This window comes from Streptomyces cyaneofuscatus (assembly GCF_042718795.1).
Lineage (GTDB): Bacteria > Actinomycetota > Actinomycetes > Streptomycetales > Streptomycetaceae > Streptomyces > Streptomyces cyaneofuscatus_A.
This window is the reverse complement of the sequence record NZ_JBHXOX010000009.1, coordinates 56,507-79,216: the sequence shown is the minus strand read 5'-3', so window position 1 is coordinate 79,216 and position 22,710 is coordinate 56,507. Positions and strand designations below refer to the sequence as shown.

The window sequence follows — 22,710 nt, the reverse complement described above, 5'->3', positions numbered from 1 at the left end:
GGGCGGCCGCCCCCGGTTGTGTGTGGGGGGTGGGGGGGGGGGGCGTTTTTCCCACAAAAACCCCCCCCCCCCCCCAACGCGGGGGGGGGTTATGTTTCACGTGAAACATCACCCCCACCGACTCAGCCCTGCTCCGCCCACCATTCCTTGAGCGCCGCCACCGCCGCGTCACGCTCCATCGGGCCATGCTCCAGACGCAGCTCCAGCAGGAACGCGTACGCCTTGCCGATCACCGGTCCGGGGCCCACCCCCAGCGTCCGCATGATCTCGTTGCCGTCCAGATCCGGGCGGATGGAGTCGAGCTCCTCCTGCTCCTGGAGCAGGGCGATCCGCTCCTCCAGCCCGTCGTAGGTCCGGGAGAGGGCGTTCGCCTTGCGCTTGTTCCGGGTCGTGCAGTCCGACCGGGTCAGCTTGTGGAGGCGTTCGAGGAGCGGCCCGGCGTCGCGCACGTACCGGCGGACGGCGGAGTCGGTCCACTCCCCGTCGCCGTACCCGTGGAAGCGCAGGTGGAGCTCGACCAGCTTCGACACGTCCTTGACCAGGTCGTTGGAGTACTTCAGCTCGGTCATGCGCTTCTTGGTCATCTTGGCGCCCACCACCTCGTGGTGGTGGAAGGAGACCCGGCCGTCCTTCTCGAACCGCCGCGTCCTCGGCTTGCCGATGTCGTGGAGCAGGGCCGCCAGCCGCAGAACGAGGTCGGGACCGTCCTCCTCCAGGTCGATGGCCTGCTCCAGGACGGTCAGCGAGTGCTCGTAGACGTCCTTGTGGCGGTGATGCTCGTCACTCTCCAGCCGCAGCGCGGGGAGCTCGGGCAGCACATGGCCGGCCAGCCCGGTGTCGACGAGAAGGCCCAGGCCCTTGCGGGGGTGGGCGGAGAGAAGGAGCTTGTTGAGCTCCTCGCGGACCCGCTCGGCGGAGACGATCTCGATCCGGCCGGCCATCTCCGTCATCGCGGTGACGACCTCGGGGGCGACCTCGAAGTCCAGCTGCGCCGCGAACCGGGCGGCACGCAGCATGCGCAGCGGGTCGTCCGAGAAGGAGGCCTCAGGTGTCCCCGGGGTGCGCAGGACGCGGTCGGCCAGGTCCTTCAGGCCGCCGTGCGGGTCGACGAACTCCTTATCCGGCAGCGCGACGGCCATCGCGTTGACCGTGAAGTCCCGGCGCACGAGGTCGTCCTCGATGGAGTCGCCGTAGGAAACCTCCGGCTTGCGCGAGGTCCTGTCGTACGCCTCCGACCGGTAGGTCGTGACCTCGATCTGGTAGCCGTCCTTCTGGGCGCCGACGGTGCCGAAGGCGATCCCGACCTCCCAGACCGCGTCGGCCCAGGGGCGGACGATGGCCAGTACGTCCTCGGGGCGGGCGTCGGTGGTGAAGTCCAGGTCGTTCCCGAGCCTGCCGAGCAGCGCGTCGCGGACCGAGCCGCCGACCAGCGCGAGGCCGAATCCGGCCCCCTGGAAGCGGCGGGCGAGGTCATCGGCGACCGGGGACACACGCAGCAGCTCACTCACCGCGCGATGCTGCACCTGGTTCAGGGCACTGGCGTTCTCTTCGTTGGCATTCGGCACAACAGAAAAGGGTACGTGCACCGACCGGCCCCGGCGTCATCGTTTATCCGGACCCTGCGGGCCTCCCGCGATCATGTGAACCGGACCCCAGCACTTCGGCCCTCCGCACCTCGTTACCATGCGGGGACGCAGGACCGACAACGATCGACAGACTCCGATGACGACGAGGGACGGGTAAGCGCGTGGCCCAGGCGGCAGACATCCAGGGGACGCGTCCCTCTCCTGCCCGCCGATGGCTGCGGCGCACGGTCTCCGTGGTCCTCGGAGCACCGCTGCTGGCCGGACTGCTGGCCGTCCCGGCCACCGGGAGCGCGGGGGCCGCCGAACCGGTGAAGGCCCCCACGGGATCGCGCACGGTCGATGTGTCCCTGGACACGCTCTCCCCCGCAGCCCCCGTCGAGGGGGACACCCTCACGGTCTCCGGGACGCTCACCAACCAGGGCAAGGAGACGATCGACGACGCCGAGGTCGACCTGCGGGTGGGACCCCGGCTCTCCGGCCGGGGAGAGGTCGACGACGCCGCCAAGCGCCAGGGCTACACCCCGGGCGCCGACCCGGAACCGATCGACGACAAGTACACGGTGAAGATCCCCCAGCTTGCCAAGGGGATCAGCCAGAACTTCACCCTCACCGTTCCCGTCGACAAGCTGGACCTCGACGCGTCGGGCGTCTACCAGCTGGGAGTCTCGGTCTCCGGCCGCACGGCAGCCACCCCCTACGAGCAGGTGCTGGGCATCGAGCGCTCGTACCTCCCCTGGCAGCCCGGGAAGAGCGACGAGAGGACGAAGCTCACCTTCCTCTGGCCGCTGATCGCCTCTCCGCACGTCACCGCCGAGACGCGCTCGGACGAACAGCAGACGCCGGTGTTCGCCGACGACAAGCTGGCCGAGGAGCTGGCCCCGGGCGGACGTCTCCAGCAGATGGTCGCCCTCGGCAGCAGGCTCCCCGTCACCTGGGTCATCGACCCGGACCTGCTGGCGAGCGTCGCCGCGATGGCCGGGGGCTACGAGGTCAAGTCCGGTGACACGACCGTGCCGGGCAAGAACCGAGCCGTCGCCGGGCAGTGGATCACCGCCCTGCAGAAGGTCGTCGAGGACGGCAAGGTGATCGCTCTGCCGTTCGCCGACCCGGACCTGGCCTCCATCGCGCACCGGGGCAAGAACGTCTCCGGCACGCTCAGCCATCTGCAGAACGCCTCCACGGTGGGCGCCACCACGGTGGAGACCATCCTCCACGTGAAGCCGTCCACCGACTTCGCCTGGCCCGTGAACGGTGCGGTCGACCCGGGCATCGTGGATGTGGCGACCTCCGCGGGCGCCCATCATGTGATCGCCCGCAGCGACAGCTTCCCGGAGATGGGTGGCCTGCCGTACACCCCGACGGCGGCACGGCCGATCGGCGGAGGCACCACCGCCGTCGTCGCCGACTCCCGGCTCTCGGCCGTGTTCGACCGCAGCATGGTCCGGGCGGGCGCCTCGACCCTCGCGGTCCAGAACTTCCTCGCGCAGACCCTCGCACTGAACGAGCAGGCGCCGGACAAGGAACGCAGCATCGTCGTGGCACCCCAGCGGATGCCCACGGCCGCCCAGGCGCAGTCGATGGCGCGCGCCCTGGAGGCCCTCTCGGGCGACCGCTGGACGCAGCCGCAGGACCTGGTGGCCGCCGCCGAGGCGAAGCCGGATCCGCTGGCGACCACGAAGGTGCCGCGGGCCTCCGCGTACCCGAAGAAGCTCCGCAGCCAGGAGCTGCCCACCCAGGCGTTCCAGGACATCCGCACCACCCAGGGCTCCATCGACAGCTTCGAGACCATCCTCACGCTGCCCGAGCGCGTGGTGACCCCCTTCGGCAACGCGGTCAACCGCTCGATGTCGACGTCCTGGCGGGGCCGCTCCCAGGAGGCGCAGACCTACCGGGGCAACGTGCTCAAGCACCTCAAGGACCTCACCGGCGAGGTCCAGCTGATCGACAAGTCGGACGTCACCCTCTCCGGCCGCAGCGCGACGATCCCGGTGACCGTGCAGAACAAGCTGGTGCAGGGCGTCGACCGGCTCGTCCTGAGGCTGAAGTCGGACAACATCCGCCTGAAGTTCAACGACGGCGGGACGATGGCCGAACTGCCGGTCCGGATCGGGGGCGGGCACAGCCAGTCGGTGAAGTTCGACACGGCGACCAGCGCCAACGGACGCGCCCAGGTGACCGCCCGGCTCTTCACCGAGGACGGCACGCCGTACGGCGAGGAGATGACCTTCACCGTGAAGGTCTCCGAGGTCACCCCCACCGTCCTGCTCGTCATCGCCGGCGGACTGCTCCTCCTGGTGCTGGCCGGGGTCAGGATGTACAGCCACCGCAAGCGCGCCGTGGCAAGCGACACGGCGAACGGCGACGGCGGCGAACCCGAGCAGCCGAGTGACCCGACCCCGGACACCGGACCGGAAAGCGGGGCCCCGTCGGGAACGGGTGAGAAAGTGGACCGTTGAGCGATGTCCGTCATGGCCGGCCGGCCGGGGACGACGAGGTAGGGGTTTCGATGAACGCGCCGTACGACGGTGACCGCGGCCAGGGCGCCGGCGGAGCGGGGTCTCCGTCCGGCCCCCCGGTCCCTCCGGGCCCGGGCCAGGACGGCCAGGTGCCGCCCGACCCGTACCTCCAGCACGCCTACGAGGACGACCCGTACCGGGCGCGGGACCTCGCGGCCCAGGACCCGGTGGGCGAGGCGCTCTACGACCGCGCGTCCCACCCGCCGCCGCCCCCCGGCACCTACCAGGAGCCGCAGGCGCTGTACCAGCAGCCGCCCGCGGCCCCGTACGCCCCCGACCCGCGCATCTGGGCCCAGACGCCGCCTCCCGAGCCCTCGGGGCCCTCGCGCCACCTCCCGTACGGCGACCACCCGGCGACCACGCAGTTCGTCGGCGTCGACGACCTGGTCACGCAGGCGTCGGACGACCGTCGGGAGCCGGACGCCTTCGCCCACCTCTTCCGGGACCAGGAAGGGTCCGGGAAACCGCCGGTCCCGGCCCAGCCGGAGCCGCTGCCCGCTCCCGTCCCGCCGAAGTCCGGCGGCGGCAAGTTCTCCGGGGTGCTGAAGTCCAGCGCGCTGATGGCGGCCGGCACCCTCGTCTCCCGGCTCACCGGTTTCATCCGGTCCCTGGTCATCACCGCGGCTCTCGGCGCAGCGCTGCTCGGTGACAGCTTCACCATCGCGTACACGCTGCCGACCATGATCTACATCCTCACCGTCGGCGGCGGTCTCAACTCGGTCTTCGTCCCGCAGCTCGTCCGCGCCATGAAGGACGACGAGGACGGTGGCGAGGCCTTCGCCAACCGGCTGCTGACCCTGGTCATGGTCGCGCTCGGTCTGATCGTGGCCATCGCGGTCCTCGTCGCGCCGGTGCTGATCCAGCTGATGTCGAACACCATCGCCGACGACGTCGCCGCCAACAGCGTCGCCGTCACCTTCGCCCGGTACTGCCTGCCCACCATCTTCTTCATGGGCGTGCACGTGGTGATGGGTCAGATCCTGAACGCCCGGGGCAAGTTCGGCGCGATGATGTGGACCCCGGTCCTCAACAACATCGTCATGATCATCACGTTCGGCCTCTTCATCTGGGTCTACGGCACCTCCGCCCAGTCCCGGATGGGCGTGGACACCATCCCGCCGGAGGGCATCCGGCTGCTGGGCATCGGCACCCTGCTCGGGCTGGCCGTCCAGGCGCTGGCGATGATCCCGTACCTGCGCGAGGCGGGCTTCCGCTTCCGCCCCCGCTTCGACTGGAAGGGCCACGGGCTCGGCAAGACGGTCAAGCTGGCCAAGTGGACCGTGCTGTTCGTCCTGGCCAACCAGGCGGGCGTCCTGGTCGTCACGCAGCTCGCCACCGCGGCGGGCAAGCTGTCCGGCAAGGACGGCACCGGCTTCCTGGCCTACTCCAACGCGCAGCTGATCTGGGGCATGCCGCAGGCCATCATCACCGTCTCCGTCATGGCCGCGCTACTGCCCCGCATCTCCCGGGCCGCCCACGACAACGACCCCGGCGCGGTCCGCGACGACATCTCGCAGGGGCTGCGCAACTCCGCCGTCGCCATCGTCCCGGTCGCCTTCACCTTCCTGGCGCTCGGCCTGCCGATGTGCACCCTGCTGTACGCCTCCAGCGGCGCCGAGGCCGCCCGCTCCATGGGCTTCATCCTGATGGCGTTCGCGCTCGGCCTGATCCCGTACTCCGTGCAGTACGTCGTACTCCGCGGCTTCTACGCGTACGAGGACACCCGCACCCCCTTCTACAACACGGTCATCGTGGCGGCCGTCAACGCCGCCGCCTCCGCCCTCTGCTACGTCGTCCTGCCCGCCCGCTGGGCCGTCGTCGGCATGGCCTTCTCCTACGGCCTGGCCTACGCGGTCGGCGTCGGTGTCGCCTGGCGCCGACTGCGCACCCGGCTCGGCGGCGACCTGGACGGTGCGCATATCGTGCGGACCTACGCCCGGCTCTGCATGGCGGCGGTACCCGCGGCCGTCATCGGCGGCGGTATCGGATTCGCGATCCTCGAACTCCTCGGTACCAGCGCTCTCGGATCGCTGGCCGCGCTGATCTGCGGCGGCACCCTCCTCATGGGCGTCTTCTTCGTCGCGGCGAAGAAGATGCGCATCGAAGAGGTCAACGGCCTGGTCGGCATGGTCCGTGGACGGCTCGGACGCTGAATGAGCGCACGGCCGCACAACCATCGCCGGACTCCGCGTGTCGTGGATAGCGCCGGAGTGTGGGCACAATTGGCGTGACTGTGGCGAGCTGGCCGGCTTCGCGCAACGGATGGGGAGGCAGGAACGACGGTGGCGGAACGTAGCACGGCTGCCGTCGACGTGGCCGACAACGGCGGCGACGAGCCGCTGGCCGCCAAGGCGGACCAGGCCACGAACGACGGAACGGCGCAGGCCGAGGAGACCGAGGGCGCAAGCCCCGAGACGCCCGAGAACCCCAAGGGTCACGACGGCGGGCGGGCACGTTCCGAGACCGTTCCGGCGGCCCCCGACGTCCACAGCGGCCACAAACTGGCCGAGCGCTACCGCCTGGAGGAGTGCGTCACCCGGCTGGACGGCTTCAGCAGCTGGCGGGCGGTCGACGAGAAACTGCGCCGTGCGGTCGGCGTCCACCTGCTGCCCGCGAACCATCCCCGGGCCCGCTCCGTGCTGGCCGCGGCCCGGTCGTCCGCCCTGCTCGGCGATCCCCGCTTCGTCCAGGTCCTGGACGCCGTCGAGGAGGACGACCTCGTCTACGTCGTCCACGAATGGCTCCCGGACGCCACCGAGCTCACCGCTCTGCTGGCCGCCGGGCCGATGGACGCCCACGACGCCTACCAACTCGTCAGCCAGCTCTCCCAAGCGATGGCAGCCGCCCACCGTGAGGGCCTGACGCACCTCCGCCTCACCCCCGGCGCCGTGCTGCGCAGTTCCACCGGCCAGTACCGGATCCGCGGCCTCGCCGTGAACGCCGCGCTGCGCGGCATCACCTCCGAACACCCCCTGCGTCAGGACACCGAGGCGATCGGCGCACTCCTGTACGCGGCGCTGACCAAGCGCTGGCCGTACGAGAGCGACGCGTACGGTCTCTCCGGGCTGCCCAAGGGCATGGGGCTCATCGCTCCGGACCAGGTCCGCGCCGGCGTCCACCGCGGCCTCTCCGAGCTCGCCATGCGCGCCCTGGCCAACGACGGGGCCACCGCCTCCCGGCAGGAACCGCCCTGCACGACCCCGGACGAACTGGCCAAGGCCGTCGCGGCCATGCCGCGCGTCCTGCCGCCGGAGCCCACCTTCGCCGCGCAGCCCGTCTACCAGCAGCCGGTCTACCAGCGGACGACGTATCAGCAGGGCACCTACGGACGGCCGTCCAGCCATCCATCGTCCGTAACCCAGCCGGTGCTGGCAGCCCCCCCGGCGCCCCTCCAGAGCCGTACCGGACGGGTACTCAAGTGGAGCGTCTCGGCACTCCTCATCGCCGCGCTCGGCCTAGGCAGCTGGCAGCTCGCGGAGATCCTGCTCGACCAGCGCAAGGGCTCCGACGACACCGGCGTCACCCAGCCGACCGACGACGAGAAGCCGGCACCCGCCCCGCCCGAGCCGCTGACCATCGCGGACGCCACCGAGTTCACGCCCGACGGTTCGGGCATCCAGCCGGGGGACGTACCGAACGCCATCGACGACAACTCCTCCTCGGCCTGGGTCACCAACCGCTACCTGGGCTTCGCCAACTTCGGCAACCTCCCGCAGCGCCGGCAGGGCAGCGGGATCATCGTCGACCTGGGGAAGGTCCAGGATGTCCGCGCCATCGATGTGGACATGTACCGCAGCGGTCAGACGACCGCCGTGTTCGCCGCGGACCCGGACGCCTCGTCACCCTCCTCGTCGGCGGACTTCCCGCAGCGGATCGCCGAGAAGCAGGTCGCGGGGAAGACCCTCAAGGAAGAGCTGGAGAAGCCCGTCCGGACGCGCTACGTCCTGATCCACATCACGGAACTGGCCGCGGACGGCACCGGCGGCTATCGCGGCGGGATCAACGACATCTCCGTCCTCGGCTGATCAGGAGGCCGATCAGGAGCTGGTGTGGAGACTCCGCACCGGTCCTGATCACCCGGCGCGCGGCCCGTTAATGTGGCACACGACATCGGATCCGGTTCGGAGGGGGAGCACGGTGGATTCCGTTCCACCAGAGGCACCGGGCGACGCGGACCTGCTCGCCCGCCATGTGGCGGGCGATCCCGACGCCTTCGGTGAACTCGTACGCCGCCACCGCGACCGGCTGTGGGCCGTGGCGCTGCGCACCCTGGGGGACAGGGAAGAGGCGGCCGACGCCGTCCAGGACGCCCTCGTCTCCGCCTTCCGCGCCGCCCACACCTTCCGCGGCCAGTCCGCCGTCACGACCTGGCTGCACCGCATCACCGTCAACGCCTGCCTCGACCGGGTCCGCAAGGCCGCCTCCCGTAAGACGTCACCGGTGGACGACGCGGAGCGGCTCGACCAGCTCCTGGAACCCCACGAGTCGGCCGAGGCCCCCGCCGAACGGCAGGATCTGCACCGCCAGCTCTTCGCCGCCCTGGCCACCCTCCCCGCCGAACAGCGCGCGGCCCTCGTCCTGGTCGACATGCAGGGCTATCCCGTGGCCGAGGCCGCCGACATCCTGGGCGTACCGACCGGGACCGTGAAGAGCCGGTGCGCCCGGGGACGGGCGAGACTGGCCCCCCTGGTCCGGCACCTGCGCGGCGCCACCGGCGACGAGAACCCCGACGGGGAGAGCCACGTCACCGGAAGGAACCGGACGCCCGGCGCATCCGTCCCACCTGCGTCAGGACCGAAGGACACAGGAGCGAACGACGCGGCCGCTGTGAAGGGAGGAGGTGGACGCCCGTGACATCCACGACCGGCACGGCCCAGCACCCGGAGGTCTCCGAGATCTCCGATCTCACCGAGGGGCTGCTCACCCCTTCCCGCGCGGAGGAGATCCGCGACCACCTCGCGGAGTGCGAGCTGTGCGCGGAGGTACGGGACTCCCTGGAGGAGGTCCGCGAGCTGCTCGGCGCCCTGCCGGACCCCGAGCCGATGCCCGAAGACATCGCCGCCCGGATCGACGCGGCGCTCGCCGCCGAGGCCCGTCCGGGCTCCCCCGCCGATGAGGCGGCCGACGACTCCCGGGCCACCGCTGCCTCACGCGATGCCGATGCTTCACGTGAAGACGCCGATGTTTCACGTGAAACAGTGAGTACGGAGCCCGGCGACCCGTCCTCCGTGACGCCCCGCACCGGCTCCTCCCCGGCCCGCCCCGCGGGCCGCCCCCACGGGTCCACGGGCCCCGGGCGCAGCCGCACCCGCCGTCGTCGGCGAGCGGTGTTCCTGGGCACCGCGTGCGGCGCCGCACTCATCGGTATGAGCGTCCTCTTCCTCCAGAACCTGCCGTCGTCCTCCGACTCGTCGGGCTCGGCCGCCGACCGGGCCGTCAGCGCCTCGGAGAGCGGGACGCACGGCTACTCCCAGGAGACTCTCGAAACCACGGTCCAGGACCTGCTGGCCGGCGGAGCCGGCAAGGAGGACTTCAGCGGGCAGAAGCAGGCGCCGAGCACGGACGAACAGGCGGTGCCCGAGGCGGAGTCTCCCGGCACCAAGGCCTCCAGGAGCCCGCTCGTCGCCCCTGCCGTCGCCGTACCCCCGTGCGTGCAGCAGGCCACCGGCCGCACCACACCGGCCCTCGCCATCGATGAGGGGACCTATCAGGGGACGGACGCCTTCCTCGTCGTCCTTCCGCACCCGAGCGACCCCACCCGCGTCCAGGCCTACGTCGTGGCCTCCTCCTGCGTGGACACCGCTCCCGGGTCGACCGGTCGGCTGCTGCTCACAGAGGCGTACGACCGCGCCTGAGGACCGCTACGGCACGTCGGGAATGCAACACCCGTAGGATCCGTTGGGTGGGGTGAGAGTCGTTGAACCGACCCCGTAGGCAGTAGGCAGTCTGCAGAGACGAGGAAGAACCCGTGAGCGACGTCCGTAATGTGATCATCATCGGCTCCGGACCGGCCGGGTACACGGCCGCGCTCTACACCGCTCGTGCCTCACTGAACCCGCTGGTCTTCGAGGGCGCGGTCACGGCCGGCGGCGCACTGATGAACACCACCGACGTGGAGAACTTCCCCGGCTTCCAGGACGGCATCATGGGCCCCGAGCTCATGGACAACATGCGAGCCCAGGCCGAGCGCTTCGGCGCCGAGCTGGTTCCCGACGACGTCGTCGCCGTGGACCTCTCCGGCGACATCAAGACGGTCACCGACACGGCGGGTACCGTGCACCGCGCCAAGGCCGTCATCGTCACCACCGGCTCCCAGCACCGCAAGCTCGGACTGCCCAACGAGGATGCCCTCTCCGGCCGCGGTGTCTCCTGGTGCGCCACCTGCGACGGCTTCTTCTTCAAGGACCACGACATCGCCGTGGTCGGCGGCGGCGACACGGCGATGGAGGAGGCGACCTTCCTCTCCCGCTTCGCCAAGTCCGTCACGATCGTCCACCGCCGCGACACCCTGCGCGCCTCCAAGGCGATGCAGGACCGGGCCTTCGCCGACCCGAAGATCAAGTTCGCCTGGGACAGCGAGGTCGCCGAGGTCAAGGGTGAGCAGAAGCTCTCGGGGCTGACCCTGCGGAACACCAAGACCGGCGAGCTCTCCGAGCTCCCGGTGACCGGCCTCTTCATCGCCGTCGGGCACGACCCGCGCACCGAGCTCTTCAAGGGCCAGCTGGAGCTCGACGACGAGGGGTACCTGAAGGTCGAGGCACCCTCCACCCGCACCAACCTGACCGGCGTCTTCGGCGCCGGTGACGTGGTCGACCACACCTACCGGCAGGCGATCACCGCCGCCGGCACCGGCTGCTCCGCGGCGCTGGACGCCGAGCGCTTCCTCGCCGCGCTGGCCGACGTGGAGCCCGCCGAGCCGGAGAAGACCCCGGCCGTCTGAACTTCCCCACCGCACGCCCACCCCGAGAGACTAAGGAGGCCGCCGTGGCCGGCGACCTGAAGCACGTAACCGACGACACGTTCGACGATGTCGTCCTCAAGAGCGACAAGCCCGTTCTGGTCGACTTCTGGGCTGCCTGGTGCGGCCCGTGCCGTCAGATCGCTCCCTCGCTGGAAGCGATCGCGGCGGAGCACGGCGACCAGATCGAGATCGTCAAGCTCAACATCGACGAGAACCCGGCCACCGCCGCCAAGTACGGCGTGATGTCCATCCCGACGCTGAACGTCTACCAGGGCGGCGAGGTCGCCAAGACCATCGTCGGCGCCAAGCCGAAGGCCGCGATCCTCCGCGACCTCGAAGGCTTCATCACCGCCAAGTAGTCGCGCGCCCCTGCGCGATGTTTCACGTGAAACGGGCCCACCCCTTCAGCGGGGTGGGCCCGTTCGCGTATGCGGCGTTCGATCAGAGCGGGCGCAGCACCGGTTCCTTCTGCACGGCCCCCAGAAGCCGGTCGAGGGCCATCTCGACGTCCTCCTTCCAGGAGAGCGTCGTCCGCAGTTCCAGCCTCAGCCGCGGATACCGGGGGTGGGGCCGCACGGTCTTGAAGCCGACCGCCAGCAGGTGATCCGCCGGGAGCACGCAGCCGAACTCCTCCGGCTGGGCACATCCGAACGCCTCGATCGCCTTGAAGCCCCGGCGCAGTACGTCCTTGGCCACCGTCTGCACCATGACGCGCCCCAGCCCCTGGCCCTGATACCCCGGAACGATCAAGCCGGTGACGAGCTGGACGGCGTCGGGGGAGACCGGGCTGGTGGGGAAGGCCGTCGAGCGCGGGACGTAGGCAGGAGGGGCGTAGAGGACGAACCCCGCCGGGACGTCGTCCACGTAGACCACCCGGCCGCAGGAGCCCCACTCCAGGAGCACCGCGGAGATCCAGGCCTCCTTCTCCAGCTCCGGCTTGCCCGCCTTTACCGCGGCTTCCCCGCTGACCGGGTCAAGCTCCCAGAAGACGCACGCGCGGCAGCGCTCGGGGAGATCCTGAAGGTTGTCCAAGGTGAGCGGTACAAGCCGACGCCCCATGGCGGCGATCCCTCGCTTCTCTCGCCCGCCGCATCGCGTGCGGCCGCCAGCGCGTTCCGTTCGTGGAACAGACTGCCGACGAATCCCCCGACGGCTCCCAGGCCCAGCCCGACCGTCACCAGCCGGCTGCGGCTCACTGTTCGCAAGGTCCCCGCCCTCCTCCGAGGTCGATCACCGTGGATGCGCCATCCCAGATCGCATCGTATCCACCCAGAGGTGATGCGGATACCGAGAGAGGGCAAAGGGCGGGCCGTGTTCCGGTGAGCACCGGAACACGGCCCGCCCTGCACGCGGTCCTACGGGCAAGCGGACGCCAGGGGAGTCAGCTCTCGTCGTCCTCGTCAGGCGCCTCGGCTAGACGACGCTCCAGCACCTTTCCCTCACCCGGGGCGAGGGAGCCGAGGATGCGGTCCAGATCCTCCATCGAGGCGAACTCGACGGTGATCTTCCCCTTCTTCTGGCCCAGGTCGACCTTCACCCGGGTCTCGAAGCGGTCGGAGAGCCGGGTCGCCAGGTCGGACAGTGCGGGGGACAGCCGCGCACCGGCCCGGGGGCCCTTCGGCTTGGGCGAGCTCGTGGGATGCGAACCCATGAGCGTCACGATCTCCTCGACCGCGCGGACCGAGAGCCCCTCCGCCACGATGCGGTGGGCCAGCCGGTCCTGCTCCTCGGAGTCGTCCACCGACAGCAGCGCCCGGGCGTGGCCGGCCGAGAGGACGCCCGCGGCCACCCGCCGCTGCACCGGCGGCGAGAGGCGCAGGAGCCGCAGCGTGTTGGACACCTGGGGCCGGGACCGCCCGATCCGGTCGGCCAACTGGTCATGGGTGCACTTGAAGTCCTTGAGAAGCTGGTCGTACGCGGCAGCCTCCTCCAGCGGGTTCAGCTGAGCCCGGTGAAGGTTCTCCAGCAGCGCGTCCAGGAGGAGCTTCTCGTCGTCCGTGTCGCGGACGATGGTCGGAATCCGCTCCAGACCCGCCTCACGGGAAGCCCGCAGACGACGCTCGCCCATGATGAGCTCGTAGCGGTCCGTCCCCACCTTGCGTACGACGACCGGCTGGAGAAGACCCACCTCCTTGATGGAGGTGACCAGCTCGGCCAGCGCGTCCTCGTCGAAGACCTCACGCGGCTGGCGGGGGTTCGGCGTGATCGTGCCGATGGGCAGCTCGGCGAAGTACGCACCGGAGGTCCCCGACTCCTGGTCCGGCGCGGACGCCGGCTCCGGCACCACCGGGGACGAGGGCAGCGCGGTCACCTTCGCGGCCGCCACCCCTCGCTCCGCCGTCAGAACCGGCCCTCCCCCGGAGGCGGAACCGCCTCCGGGTCCCGGTACCTGCTTCTCCTGGGGAGCGGCGGGGATCAGCGCACCGAGCCCACGCCCCAGCCCTCTACGTCGCTCACTCACTGAATGCCCTCCGAAACGTTCTGCTGGCTGTTCTGAATCGCGTGGGCGTGCTGGGCCTCGTAGTGCACCCCGACACCCCGCAGGGCGATCTCCCGGGCGGCTTCGAGGTACGAGAGCGAGCCACTGGACCCCGGGTCGTAGGTCAGCACGGTCTGCCCGTAACTCGGCGCCTCGGAGATACGGACGGAACGCGGGATGCTCGTCCGCAGCACTTCCTTGCCGAAGTGGGTACGGACCTCCTCGGCGACCTGGGAGGCGAGCCTGGTCCTGCCGTCGTACATGGTCAACAGGATCGTGGAGACATGGAGATCGGGGTTCAAGTGGCCCCGCACCAGGTCGACGTTGCGCAGTAGCTGACCCAGTCCCTCCAGCGCGTAGTACTCGCACTGGATGGGGATCAGCACCTCCGCCCCGGCCACCATCGCGTTCACCGTGAGCAGACCGAGGGAGGGCGGGCAGTCGATGAGGATGTAGTCCAGCGGCTGCTCGTACGCTTGGATGGCCCGCTGGAGCCGGCTCTCCCGCGCCACCAGCGACACGAGCTCGATCTCCGCACCGGCGAGATCGATCGTGGCGGGGGCGCAGAAGAGACCCTCGACGTCCGGGACAGGCTGCACCACTTCGGAGAGCGGCCGGCTCTCCACCAGTACGTCGTAGATCGACGGAACATCGGAGTGGTGATCGATCCCCAGCGCCGTGGAGGCATTGCCCTGGGGGTCGAGGTCGACCACCAGGACCCGCGCACCGTGCAGGGCCAGCGAGGCAGCGAGGTTGACCGTCGTGGTCGTCTTACCGACCCCGCCCTTCTGGTTGGCCACCACGATCACGCGGGTCCGGTCCGGGCGAGGCAGCCCCTCACCGGCGCGGCCGAGAGCCTCGACCGCCAGCTGGGCGGCGCGACCGATGGGGGTGTCGTCCATCGGCGGCGGTGTTTCACGTGAAACACCGTCCCCCACGGACTCGGTTCGGGGACCGGGGACCGGATCGGTCATCGGTCCCGCGATGTTGGCGTCGGACCGCAACGGTTCACTCTCCTCGACTTCAGGCTCGCAATGAGCAGAGCCTGCCATGCTTTCGGGGTCGTGAACCAGCGAGGCCCGCTGATCTGTGGATGAATCCGGGCGTGTGGACAACTCGGTAACCCGTACGGGCTTCCGGTCGCGCGGTGTGGCAGCCGCACGACCGCGGCCGATGATTCCCTGCAGCAGAGAGCGACGTTTCACGTGAAACACGATGCCCCTGCGTGGCAACTACCAGGCCACGACACTCCGCAGGACGTACAGATGGCCCCTTTCCCGGCATTTCACTGCTAGGCGGCAGAGATCGTCTGGAACAGGCCATGCCGGACCGCTCTCCGCCCGGCCGGCTCTGACGCGAGCGGCAGCCGTCAGCGGCGGCGTCGGGTGCGCCCCACCCGCGCGGCCTTGGCCCTCTTTGCGGCGAACCTCACACCGCCCGGGCTCTCGCCCACCACCACACGCACCACCGTGGACAGCGGATCGACCACGCCTGCGCCGACCTGGAGCACCTCGGTCTCCAGCACCCCGAGCTTGCTCAGAGCCGCCCGGGCGCCGTTGATCTCCTCCTCGGCCGTGTCGCCCTTCAGCGCGAGCATCTCCCCGTACGGACGCAGCAGGGGCACGCCCCAGCCGGCCAGCCGGTCCAGCGGCGCCACGGCACGGGCGGTCACCACGTGGACGGGCTGAAGCGTCCCGAGGACTTCCTCGGCCCTGCCGCGCACCACCGTGACATGGTCCAGGCCGAGCAGTTCGACGACCTCCTGGAGGAAGTTCGTCCGGCGGAGGAGCGGCTCCAGCAGCGTGATCTTGAGGTCGGGGCGGACCAGGGCCAGCGGGATACCGGGCAGGCCGGCGCCCGAGCCCACATCGCAGACCGTGACGCCTTCCGGCACCACCTCGGAGAGCACGGCGCAGTTCAGCAGGTGCCGCTCCCACAGCCTCGGCACCTCGCGCGGTCCGATCAGGCCGCGCTTCACCCCGGCATCGGCGAGCAGCTCCGCGTACCGGACAGCCTCCGGGAAGAGCTCTCCGAATACCGCCTGCGCCTCTTCAGGTGCCTGGGGGAGCTCTGCAGCGTCCGTCACGGGGACCGTCCTTCCGTACCGCACTAGCCCACTGGGGGTGGCTGACTATCAGGCTGACAAAGATCGGCCCCGCCTGCGAACAGACGGGGCCGACAGTACAAGGATCCGGTCAGGCCGGGAGGACGACGACGAAGCGCTGCGGCTCCTCGCCCTCCGACTCGCTCCGGAGACCGGCTGCGGCGATCGCGTCGTGCACGACCTTGCGCTCGAACGGCGTCATCGGGTCCAGCTTGACCGGCTCGCCCGAGGTCTTGACGTCGTTGGCGGCCTTGGCACCCAGCTCGGCGAGGATCTCGCGCTTCTTGGCCCGGAAGCCGCCGATGTCCAGCATCAGACGGCTGCGGTCGCCGGTCTCCCGGTGAACCGCCAGCCGGGTCAGCTCCTGGAGCGCCTCCAGCACCTCACCGTCGCGCCCCACGAGCTTCTGGAGTTCACGCGGGGAGTCGCTGATGATCGATACCGCGGCCCGGTCCGCCTCGACGTCCATGTCGATGTCGCCGTCGAGGTCGGCGATGTCGAGCAGGCCTTCGAGGTAATCGGCTGCGATCTCCCCCTCCTGCTCCAGGCGCGTCAGGGTGTCGCTGCCCTCAGCGGCGGCCGTGGAGGTGGTGCCTTCCGTCACGGGTGGACTCCTTCTTACTTCTTGGACGGGTGCTTGGGCCGCTGCGGGCCCTTGCGCTGTCCGGACTTGGCTTGGCGTGAGGAGCCGGAGGCGGACTTGCCCGCCGACGTCGGCTTGTCGTCCTGCGGTGCGTCCTGCTTCTGGAGCGAGGTCTTGGAGCCGGCCTCCGCCTCGTCCCTGGCCCCGGCGGAGGCGGTGGTGTGCGTCTGGCGCTTCGCCTTGGTCTGGCGCTTGGGCTGCTGACGCTTGGCCGCGGCGCCCTCTCCCTCAGGAACGACCTCGCCCTTCTTGACGGTGCCGTCCTCCTGGGCGACGAGGCTCATCTTGCTCAGTCCGGTGATGAACTTGCGCTCGATGTCGTTACGGTCGGGCCCCTTGGCGACGATCGCCTTGACGGTCCTGCGCTGCGTCCGGCCGCGGACCTGACCACGGGAGTCCACCGTCTTGAGCACCCGCTGGAGGTAGGCGTCCTGCGCCTTGCTGCCCGGCGTCGGGTTCTGGTTGATCACGTACATCTGCTGACCCATGGTCCAGACGTTCGTGGTCAGCCAGTAGACGAGGACACCGACGGGGAAGTTGACACCCATCACAGCGAAGATGACCGGGAAGATGTACATCAGCATCTTCTGCTGCTGCATGTACGGGGTCTTCACCGTCAGGTCGACGTTCTTCGTCATCAGCTGGCGCTGGGTGAAGAACTGCGAGGCCGACATCAGCACGATCATGACGGCGGTGACGACCCGGACGTCCAGCACCGTGGCATCGAGCGAGGCGAGCTTGTCGACGCTGTCGGTGAACTTCGCGGCCAGCGGTGCGCCGAAGATGTGGGCCTGCCGGGCGCTGTCCAGCAGGTCCTGGTTGATCGCGCCGATCTTCTTGCCCGAGGCGATGGACGACAGCACGTGGTACAGGGCGAAGAAGAACGGGGACTGCGCCAGGATCGGAAGGCACGAGGAGAGCGGGTTGGTACCCGTCTCCTTGTACAGCTTCATCATCTCTTCGGACTGACGCTGCTTGTCGTTCTTGTAGCGCTCCTGGATCGCCTTCATCTTCGGCTGGAGCACCTGCATGTTGCGGGTCGACTTGATCTGCTTCACGAAGAGCGGGATCAGGCAGATCCGGATCAGCACCACCAGGGACACGATGGACAGGCCCCAGGCCCACCCGGAGTCATCGCCGAAGAGCGCTCCGTAGACCTTGTGGAACTGGACGATGACCCACGAGACGGGCGTGGTGATAAAGCTGAACAGACTGGCGATCGTGTCCACTAATCAGGCTCCTTGAGCATTGGGCGAGGTCTCTGTGGCCGGGCTCGGAGGTCCGGAGACCGACCCCCCGGACGGCACATCAGCGGCGGGCTCCCCGCCCTTGCCGCGGCGCAGGCCGTTGCGCAGCAGCTCGTGCCACCGCGGACGCTTGCGTTGCGGGACATGGTCCACACCGCCGGGTGACCACGGATTGCACCGCAGGATGCGCCAGGCGGTCAGCGCTGTTCCCTTGATCGCACCGTGCCGGTCGATAGCCGTATATCCATAGTGGGAACACGACGGGTAGTAGCGGCAGACAGGCCCGAGGAGTGGGCTGATCGTCCACTGGTACAGCTTGATGAGGGCAAGCAGCGGGTACTTCATCTCGCGCCCCCTCCCAGCAACCGCTGAAGGGCGGCATCCAGGTCTCGGGCCAGCTGTGCATGGTCGGCGTCGCCCGCACCGGGCAGCGCTCGTATGACAACAAGGCTACCGGGGGGCAGCTGCGCCAGCCGGTCGCGGACCAGATGGCGAAGCCTGCGCTTCACCGCGGTGCGGACGACCGCGCCTCCCACCGCTTTGCTGACAACGAAACCCGCACGCGGCGCGGGGAGAGTCTCCCCCGTCACGTGCGGGTCCGTTTCACCGCTGCGTAGATGGACGACGAGCAGTGGACGTCCGGCTCGACGTCCTCGTCGTACCGCGGTCGCGAAGTCCTCGCGCCGCCTCAGCCGATTCTCGGTAGGCAGCACGTCATGGACCTGTGAGCGATCAGGCGGACAGGCTGCTGCGGCCCTTGCCACGGCGGTTTGCGAGAATCGCGCGGCCGGCACGGGTACGCATGCGCAGACGGAAGCCGTGGGTCTTGGCGCGACGGCGGTTGTTCGGCTGGAAGGTGCGCTTGCTCACTCGGGGGCTCCAGAAATGATTCGTGTCTTGGCGGGACATCGCCTGGCTGTCACCGTGCGCCCACGAGGAACTCGCGTAAACGCCTTAGTGCACCGCTTCACAATCACAGATCGTGATCTTTGCCCATCGGAGGCAGGCGGCAGCAGCCATCGACAACTCGACCTGGTCACGGTACGCGCGGCTACGCCATCCGGTCAAACCGGCTCCGCGCGACCCCCCATTGTGCACAGCCTGTGGACAACAACTTGAACCGCGCGGCCCGGCCTGACTACCGTGGCTGAACTCCGGTTCTTTTCCTTCCCGACTGCCGGGCCTCACCCATCCCGACCCATCCCGTCCCGAGAACCACACATTCGTGGGACATGCGAGAGAGCGTGCCTTGTGGCTGACGTACCTGCCGATCTTGCCGCAGTGTGGCCACGAGTGCTGGAACAACTCCTCGGGGAGGGCCAGCAGGGCATCGAGCCGAAGGACAAGCAGTGGATCGAGCGCTGCCAGCCGCTGGCACTCGTCGCCGACACCGCACTCCTGGCCGTCCCCAATGAATGGGGCAAGCGCGTCCTGGAGGGCCGCCTCGCTCCACTGATCAGCGAGACGCTGACCCGCGAGTGCGGCCGTCCCATCCGGATCGCGATCACCGTCGACGACTCCGCAGGCGAACCGCCCTCGCCGCCGGCGCCCCCCATGCACCAGTCGCATCAGAGCCACCGCTACCAGGGCCAGCCGCGCGACGACGGGCGCGACGACGGCTACGACGGTTACGGCCACCGCCCCTCCGACGACGGCATGCCGACGGCCCGCCCGGCCTACCCCGACTACCAGCAGCAGCGCCCCGAGCCGGGTGCCTGGCCACGTACCCAGGAGGACCTCTCCTGGCAGCAGCCGCGCCACGGGGGCTACCAGGACCGCGAGCAGCCCGCCTCAGACACGTACCGCGAGACCGAGTCGTACCGCGACCAGCCCTCCGAGCAGTGGCGTGAGCCCTACGGCACCGGGCGCCCCCAGCAGCCGCAGCACGACTACCGGTCGCAGCCGCCCGAGCGCCAGGGGTACGAGCAGCAGCGCGACCGCCACGACCAGCAGCACCGCCAGGGCGGTCCCGGCCCCGGGCGCACCGGCGGTCCCGGCCCCGGTCCGATGGGCGCCCAGCCGGCGCCCGCGCCGGGACCGGGTGAGCCGCACGCCCGGCTGAACCCGAAGTACCTCTTCGACACCTTCGTTATCGGCGCCTCCAACCGGTTCGCGCACGCCGCCGCCGTGGCCGTCGCCGAGGCGCCCGCCAAGGCGTACAACCCCCTCTTCATCTACGGGGAGTCGGGGCTCGGCAAGACCCACCTGCTGCACGCGATCGGGCACTACGCGCGGAGCCTCTACCCGGGCACCCGGGTGCGGTACGTGAGCTCGGAGGAGTTCACCAACGAGTTCATCAACTCGATCCGCGACGGCAAGGGCGACACCTTCCGCAAGCGGTACCGCGATGTCGACATCCTCCTGGTCGACGACATCCAGTTCCTGGCGAGCAAGGAGTCGACGCAGGAGGAGTTCTTCCACACCTTCAATACGCTGCACAACGCGAACAAGCAGATCGTGCTCTCCTCGGACCGGCCGCCCAAGCAACTGGTGACGCTGGAGGACCGGCTCCGCAACCGCTTCGAGTGGGGTCTGACCACCGACGTCCAGCCGCCCGAGCTGGAGACCCGGATCGCCATCCTCCGTAAGAAAGCGGTGCAGGAGCAGCTCAACGCCCCGCCGGAGGTCCTGGAGTTCATCGCCTCGCGGATCTCGCGCAACATCCGTGAGCTGGAGGGCGCCCTGATCCGGGTGACGGCCTTCGCCTCCCTCAACCGGCAGCCGGTGGATCTCGGGCTGACCGAGATCGTGCTGAAGGACCTCATCCCGGGCGGTGAGGAGTCGGCGCCGGAGATCACCGCGCCGGCCATCATGGCGGCCACCGCGGACTACTTCGGTCTGACCGTGGAGGACCTCTGCGGATCCTCGCGCAGCCGGGTCCTGGTGACGGCGCGCCAGATCGCGATGTACCTGTGCCGGGAGCTGACCGATCTCTCGCTGCCGAAGATCGGCGCGCAGTTCGGCGGCCGCGACCATACGACGGTGATGCACGCGGACCGGAAGATCCGGGCGCTGATGGCGGAGCGCCGCTCCATCTACAACCAGGTCACCGAGCTCACCAACCGCATCAAGAACGGCTGACGAGGGCTCCTCACTGCCTCATAAGGCGCCTCGCGACGACCTCCCACGGTCCGCGCGAGGCGCCTTTCGTCGTTCCTGGGGACGTTCCGGGGAGCCCCGGAAGCCGTCGCAGCGGCCTCCGCCACCCCCGCACTGTTCGAATCCGGGCTGTTCAGAGGCCCTTCTCCACAGATGTGTGAACTTTCTTCCGTCCACAGCCTGGGGACCGGGAAGTTGTCCATATTGCGTCCACAGGCCCGCCTGCCGATACTCCATCAGGCCAGGTCACATGGCTGGGGATTTGTGGTCAACCGTGATCCACAGCCTGTGGACAGTTTTCTCGTCCACAGGGGGAGCTCCCGGTTGTCCACCGTCGGCCCACAAGCTGGGCGCTGTTGTCCCCAGCCAGGCCCGGCTTCTCCACACCTCTGTCCACTGTTCGGCAACAGAACACGCCCTCTCACCGCCCGGAGTGAAAGGCGTCACACCAAGCTGCCTGATTGGGCTGTGGGGAACGTGGGTAAAGCTGGGGACAGACCTGGGGAGAAGTGGCCCCCTCCTGTGCATCGGGTGTGCAGAACTTCCGTCCGTCCACAGAAAGCCCCGGTTGTCCACGGGTGTCACCCACAGGACCGGTGGACAAAAAACCGTCGCTGACCTGCGCAAACGACGTTATCCACGGTTTCCACAGGGCCTACTACTACTACCACTCAGAGTTAGCCAGGAATCCGCTTCGAAGTGGGGCCTGTGTACAACTCGACCGGCGACCGCCTCGCCGCGTTTTGCTCGACTTGACCCCGAGCAGCAACGACTGTCGGTGCCGTGCGTCAGACTGGACCCCGGAGCCACCCCGGCCGTCGGCAGGGAGCTCCGGTCCAGACGACGAAGGCCAGCAGGGCGAGCGAGCAACAGCAGGAGGCGGTTCCGGTGAAGATCCGGGTGGAGCGCGATGTACTCGCGGAGGCGGTGGCCTGGGTGGCCCGCAGCCTCCCGGCCCGTCCGCCGGCGCCCGTTCTCGCGGGCCTTCTGCTGAAGGCCGAGGACGGAGCCCTCTCCTTCTCCAGCTTCGACTACGAGGTCTCGGCCAAGGTCTCCGTGGACGCGGAGGTCGACGAGGACGGCACGGTGCTCGTCTCCGGCCGGCTGCTCGCCGACATCTGCCGCGCCCTCCCCAACCGCCCGGTGGAGATCTCCACAGACGGTGTACGGGCCACGGTGGTCTGCGGCTCCTCCCGCTTCACCCTCCACACCCTGCCTGTGGAGGAGTACCCGGCGCTGCCGCAGATGCCGACCGCCACGGGCACCGTCCCCGGTGAGGTCTTCGCCTCGGCCGCCGCCCAGGTCGCCATCGCCGCGGGCCGCGACGACACGCTGCCCGTGCTGACCGGTGTGCGCATCGAGATCGAGGGCGACACCGTCACCCTCGCCTCCACCGACCGCTACCGCTTCGCGGTCCGCGAGTTCCTCTGGAAGCCGGAGGACCCGGAGGCCTCCGCGGTCGCCTTGGTGCCCGCCAAGACGCTCCTGGACACCGCCAAGGCGCTCACCAGCGGTGACACGGTCACCCTGGCGCTCTCCGGCTCCGGTGCCGGTGAAGGGCTGATCGGTTTCGAGGGCGCGGGCCGCACGACGACCACGCGGCTGCTCGAAGGCGACCTGCCGAAGTACCGCACGCTCTTCCCCACCGAGTTCAACTCGGTGGCGGTCATCGAGACCGCCCCCTTCGTCGAGGCCGTCAAGCGTGTGGCCCTCGTCGCCGAGCGCAACACCCCGGTCCGGCTCAGCTTCGAGCAGGGCGTGCTCATCCTGGAAGCCGGTTCCAGCGACGACGCACAGGCTGTGGAGCGCGTCGACGCGGTGCTGGAGGGCGACGACATCTCGATCGCCTTCAACCCGACGTTCCTGCTGGACGGTCTGAGCGCGATCGACTCCCCGGTCGCCCAGCTCTCCTTCACCACGTCCACCAAGCCCGCCCTGCTCAGCGGGCGCCCGGCCGTGGACGCCGAGGCGGACGACGCGTACAAGTACCTGATCATGCCGGTGCGCCTCTCCGGCTGATCGAATTCGTCACCGGTGGGCCCGTCCGGCGCGGAGCGGGCCCACCGCGCTGTCCC

19 protein-coding genes are annotated in these 22,710 nt (G+C 69.6%); 9 read left to right on the top strand and 10 right to left on the bottom strand.

The window, feature by feature from the left end; all coding sequences use genetic code 11:
• Window positions 1-122: 122 nt before the first annotated feature.
• A complete protein-coding gene (locus tag ACFWRT_RS12090) occupies window positions 123-1,565 on the bottom strand; it encodes a CCA tRNA nucleotidyltransferase (protein ID WP_380956009.1) in 1,443 nt (480 codons plus the stop codon).
• 182 nt (window positions 1,566-1,747) lie between these two features.
• Here ACFWRT_RS12090 and ACFWRT_RS12085 point away from each other — a divergent pair, with 182 nt between their 5' ends.
• The 7 genes from ACFWRT_RS12085 to trxA all read left to right on the top strand — a co-directional run bounded on the left by ACFWRT_RS12085 (window position 1,748) and on the right by trxA (window position 11,422).
• The gene (locus ACFWRT_RS12085) at window positions 1,748-4,042 is read left to right on the top strand and encodes a DUF6049 family protein (protein WP_380956007.1); all 2,295 of its coding nucleotides are present in this window, start codon (window positions 1,748-1,750) and stop codon (window positions 4,040-4,042) included.
• Between the two features lie 50 nt (window positions 4,043-4,092).
• The gene (gene murJ / locus ACFWRT_RS12080) at window positions 4,093-6,255 is read left to right on the top strand and encodes a murein biosynthesis integral membrane protein MurJ (protein WP_380956005.1); all 2,163 of its coding nucleotides are present in this window, start codon (window positions 4,093-4,095) and stop codon (window positions 6,253-6,255) included.
• Window positions 6,256-6,384: 129 nt separating this feature from the next.
• Entirely contained in the window at window positions 6,385-8,127 is a 1,743-nt protein-coding gene (locus ACFWRT_RS12075) for a protein kinase family protein (protein ID WP_380956003.1), read from the top strand.
• A 112-nt stretch (window positions 8,128-8,239) separates the two neighbouring features.
• Window positions 8,240-8,956 carry an RNA polymerase sigma factor SigM gene (gene sigM, locus ACFWRT_RS12070; protein ID WP_380956002.1) on the top strand — a complete coding sequence of 239 codons (717 nt, stop codon included), beginning with the start codon at window positions 8,240-8,242 and terminating at the stop codon, window positions 8,954-8,956.
• The gene (locus ACFWRT_RS12065) at window positions 8,953-9,957 is read left to right on the top strand and encodes an anti-sigma factor family protein (protein ID WP_380956001.1); all 1,005 of its coding nucleotides are present in this window, start codon (window positions 8,953-8,955) and stop codon (window positions 9,955-9,957) included. The genes sigM and ACFWRT_RS12065 overlap by 4 nt, the downstream gene beginning before the upstream one ends.
• Window positions 9,958-10,070: 113 nt before the next feature.
• Complete coding sequence (trxB, locus tag ACFWRT_RS12060) at window positions 10,071-11,042, top strand: thioredoxin-disulfide reductase (protein ID WP_380956000.1); 972 nt, start codon at window positions 10,071-10,073, stop codon at window positions 11,040-11,042.
• Window positions 11,043-11,086: 44 nt separating this feature from the next.
• Window positions 11,087-11,422, top strand: a complete 336-nt coding sequence (gene trxA, locus ACFWRT_RS12055; RefSeq protein ID WP_380955998.1) for a thioredoxin — start codon at window positions 11,087-11,089, stop codon at window positions 11,420-11,422.
• Between the two features lie 82 nt (window positions 11,423-11,504).
• Here the strand turns inward: trxA and ACFWRT_RS12050 are convergent, their stop codons facing one another.
• The 9 genes from ACFWRT_RS12050 to rpmH form a co-directional block, all read right to left on the bottom strand.
• Window positions 11,505-12,122 (bottom strand): GNAT family N-acetyltransferase, encoded by a 618-nt coding sequence (locus ACFWRT_RS12050; RefSeq protein ID WP_380955996.1) that lies wholly within the window; start codon window positions 12,120-12,122, stop codon window positions 11,505-11,507.
• 322 nt (window positions 12,123-12,444) lie between these two features.
• Window positions 12,445-13,524 carry a ParB/RepB/Spo0J family partition protein gene (locus ACFWRT_RS12045; protein ID WP_380954103.1) on the bottom strand — a complete coding sequence of 360 codons (1,080 nt, stop codon included), beginning with the start codon at window positions 13,522-13,524 and terminating at the stop codon, window positions 12,445-12,447.
• A complete protein-coding gene (locus ACFWRT_RS12040) occupies window positions 13,521-14,594 on the bottom strand; it encodes a ParA family protein (RefSeq protein ID WP_380954105.1) in 1,074 nt (357 codons plus the stop codon). Before ACFWRT_RS12040 ends, ACFWRT_RS12045 begins: the two co-directional genes overlap by 4 nt.
• A 317-nt stretch (window positions 14,595-14,911) precedes the next feature.
• Window positions 14,912-15,628 carry a 16S rRNA (guanine(527)-N(7))-methyltransferase RsmG gene (gene rsmG, locus ACFWRT_RS12035; RefSeq protein WP_380954107.1) on the bottom strand — a complete coding sequence of 239 codons (717 nt, stop codon included), beginning with the start codon at window positions 15,626-15,628 and terminating at the stop codon, window positions 14,912-14,914.
• Window positions 15,629-15,737: 109 nt separating this feature from the next.
• Complete coding sequence (locus ACFWRT_RS12030; protein WP_380954109.1) at window positions 15,738-16,250, bottom strand: Jag family protein; 513 nt, start codon at window positions 16,248-16,250, stop codon at window positions 15,738-15,740.
• Between the two features lie 14 nt (window positions 16,251-16,264).
• Window positions 16,265-17,518, bottom strand: coding sequence for a membrane protein insertase YidC (gene yidC, locus ACFWRT_RS12025; RefSeq protein ID WP_380954111.1), 1,254 nt, complete (start codon window positions 17,516-17,518; stop codon window positions 16,265-16,267).
• A 3-nt stretch (window positions 17,519-17,521) separates the two neighbouring features.
• Window positions 17,522-17,881 carry a membrane protein insertion efficiency factor YidD gene (yidD, locus tag ACFWRT_RS12020; protein ID WP_380954113.1) on the bottom strand — a complete coding sequence of 120 codons (360 nt, stop codon included), beginning with the start codon at window positions 17,879-17,881 and terminating at the stop codon, window positions 17,522-17,524.
• Window positions 17,878-18,249 (bottom strand): ribonuclease P protein component, encoded by a 372-nt coding sequence (gene rnpA, locus ACFWRT_RS12015; protein ID WP_380954115.1) that lies wholly within the window; start codon window positions 18,247-18,249, stop codon window positions 17,878-17,880. Before rnpA ends, yidD begins: the two co-directional genes overlap by 4 nt.
• Window positions 18,250-18,268: 19 nt before the next feature.
• Window positions 18,269-18,406, bottom strand: coding sequence for a 50S ribosomal protein L34 (gene rpmH, locus ACFWRT_RS12010; RefSeq protein ID WP_003967884.1), 138 nt, complete (start codon window positions 18,404-18,406; stop codon window positions 18,269-18,271).
• 381 nt (window positions 18,407-18,787) lie between these two features.
• Here rpmH and dnaA point away from each other — a divergent pair, with 381 nt between their 5' ends.
• On the top strand, window positions 18,788-20,617 hold the full coding sequence (gene dnaA, locus ACFWRT_RS12005; protein ID WP_380954117.1) for a chromosomal replication initiator protein DnaA: 1,830 nt from the start codon (window positions 18,788-18,790) through the stop codon (window positions 20,615-20,617).
• 906 nt (window positions 20,618-21,523) lie between these two features.
• Window positions 21,524-22,654 carry a DNA polymerase III subunit beta gene (gene dnaN / locus ACFWRT_RS12000; protein ID WP_015609839.1) on the top strand — a complete coding sequence of 377 codons (1,131 nt, stop codon included), beginning with the start codon at window positions 21,524-21,526 and terminating at the stop codon, window positions 22,652-22,654.
• Window positions 22,655-22,710: the final 56 nt, after the last annotated feature.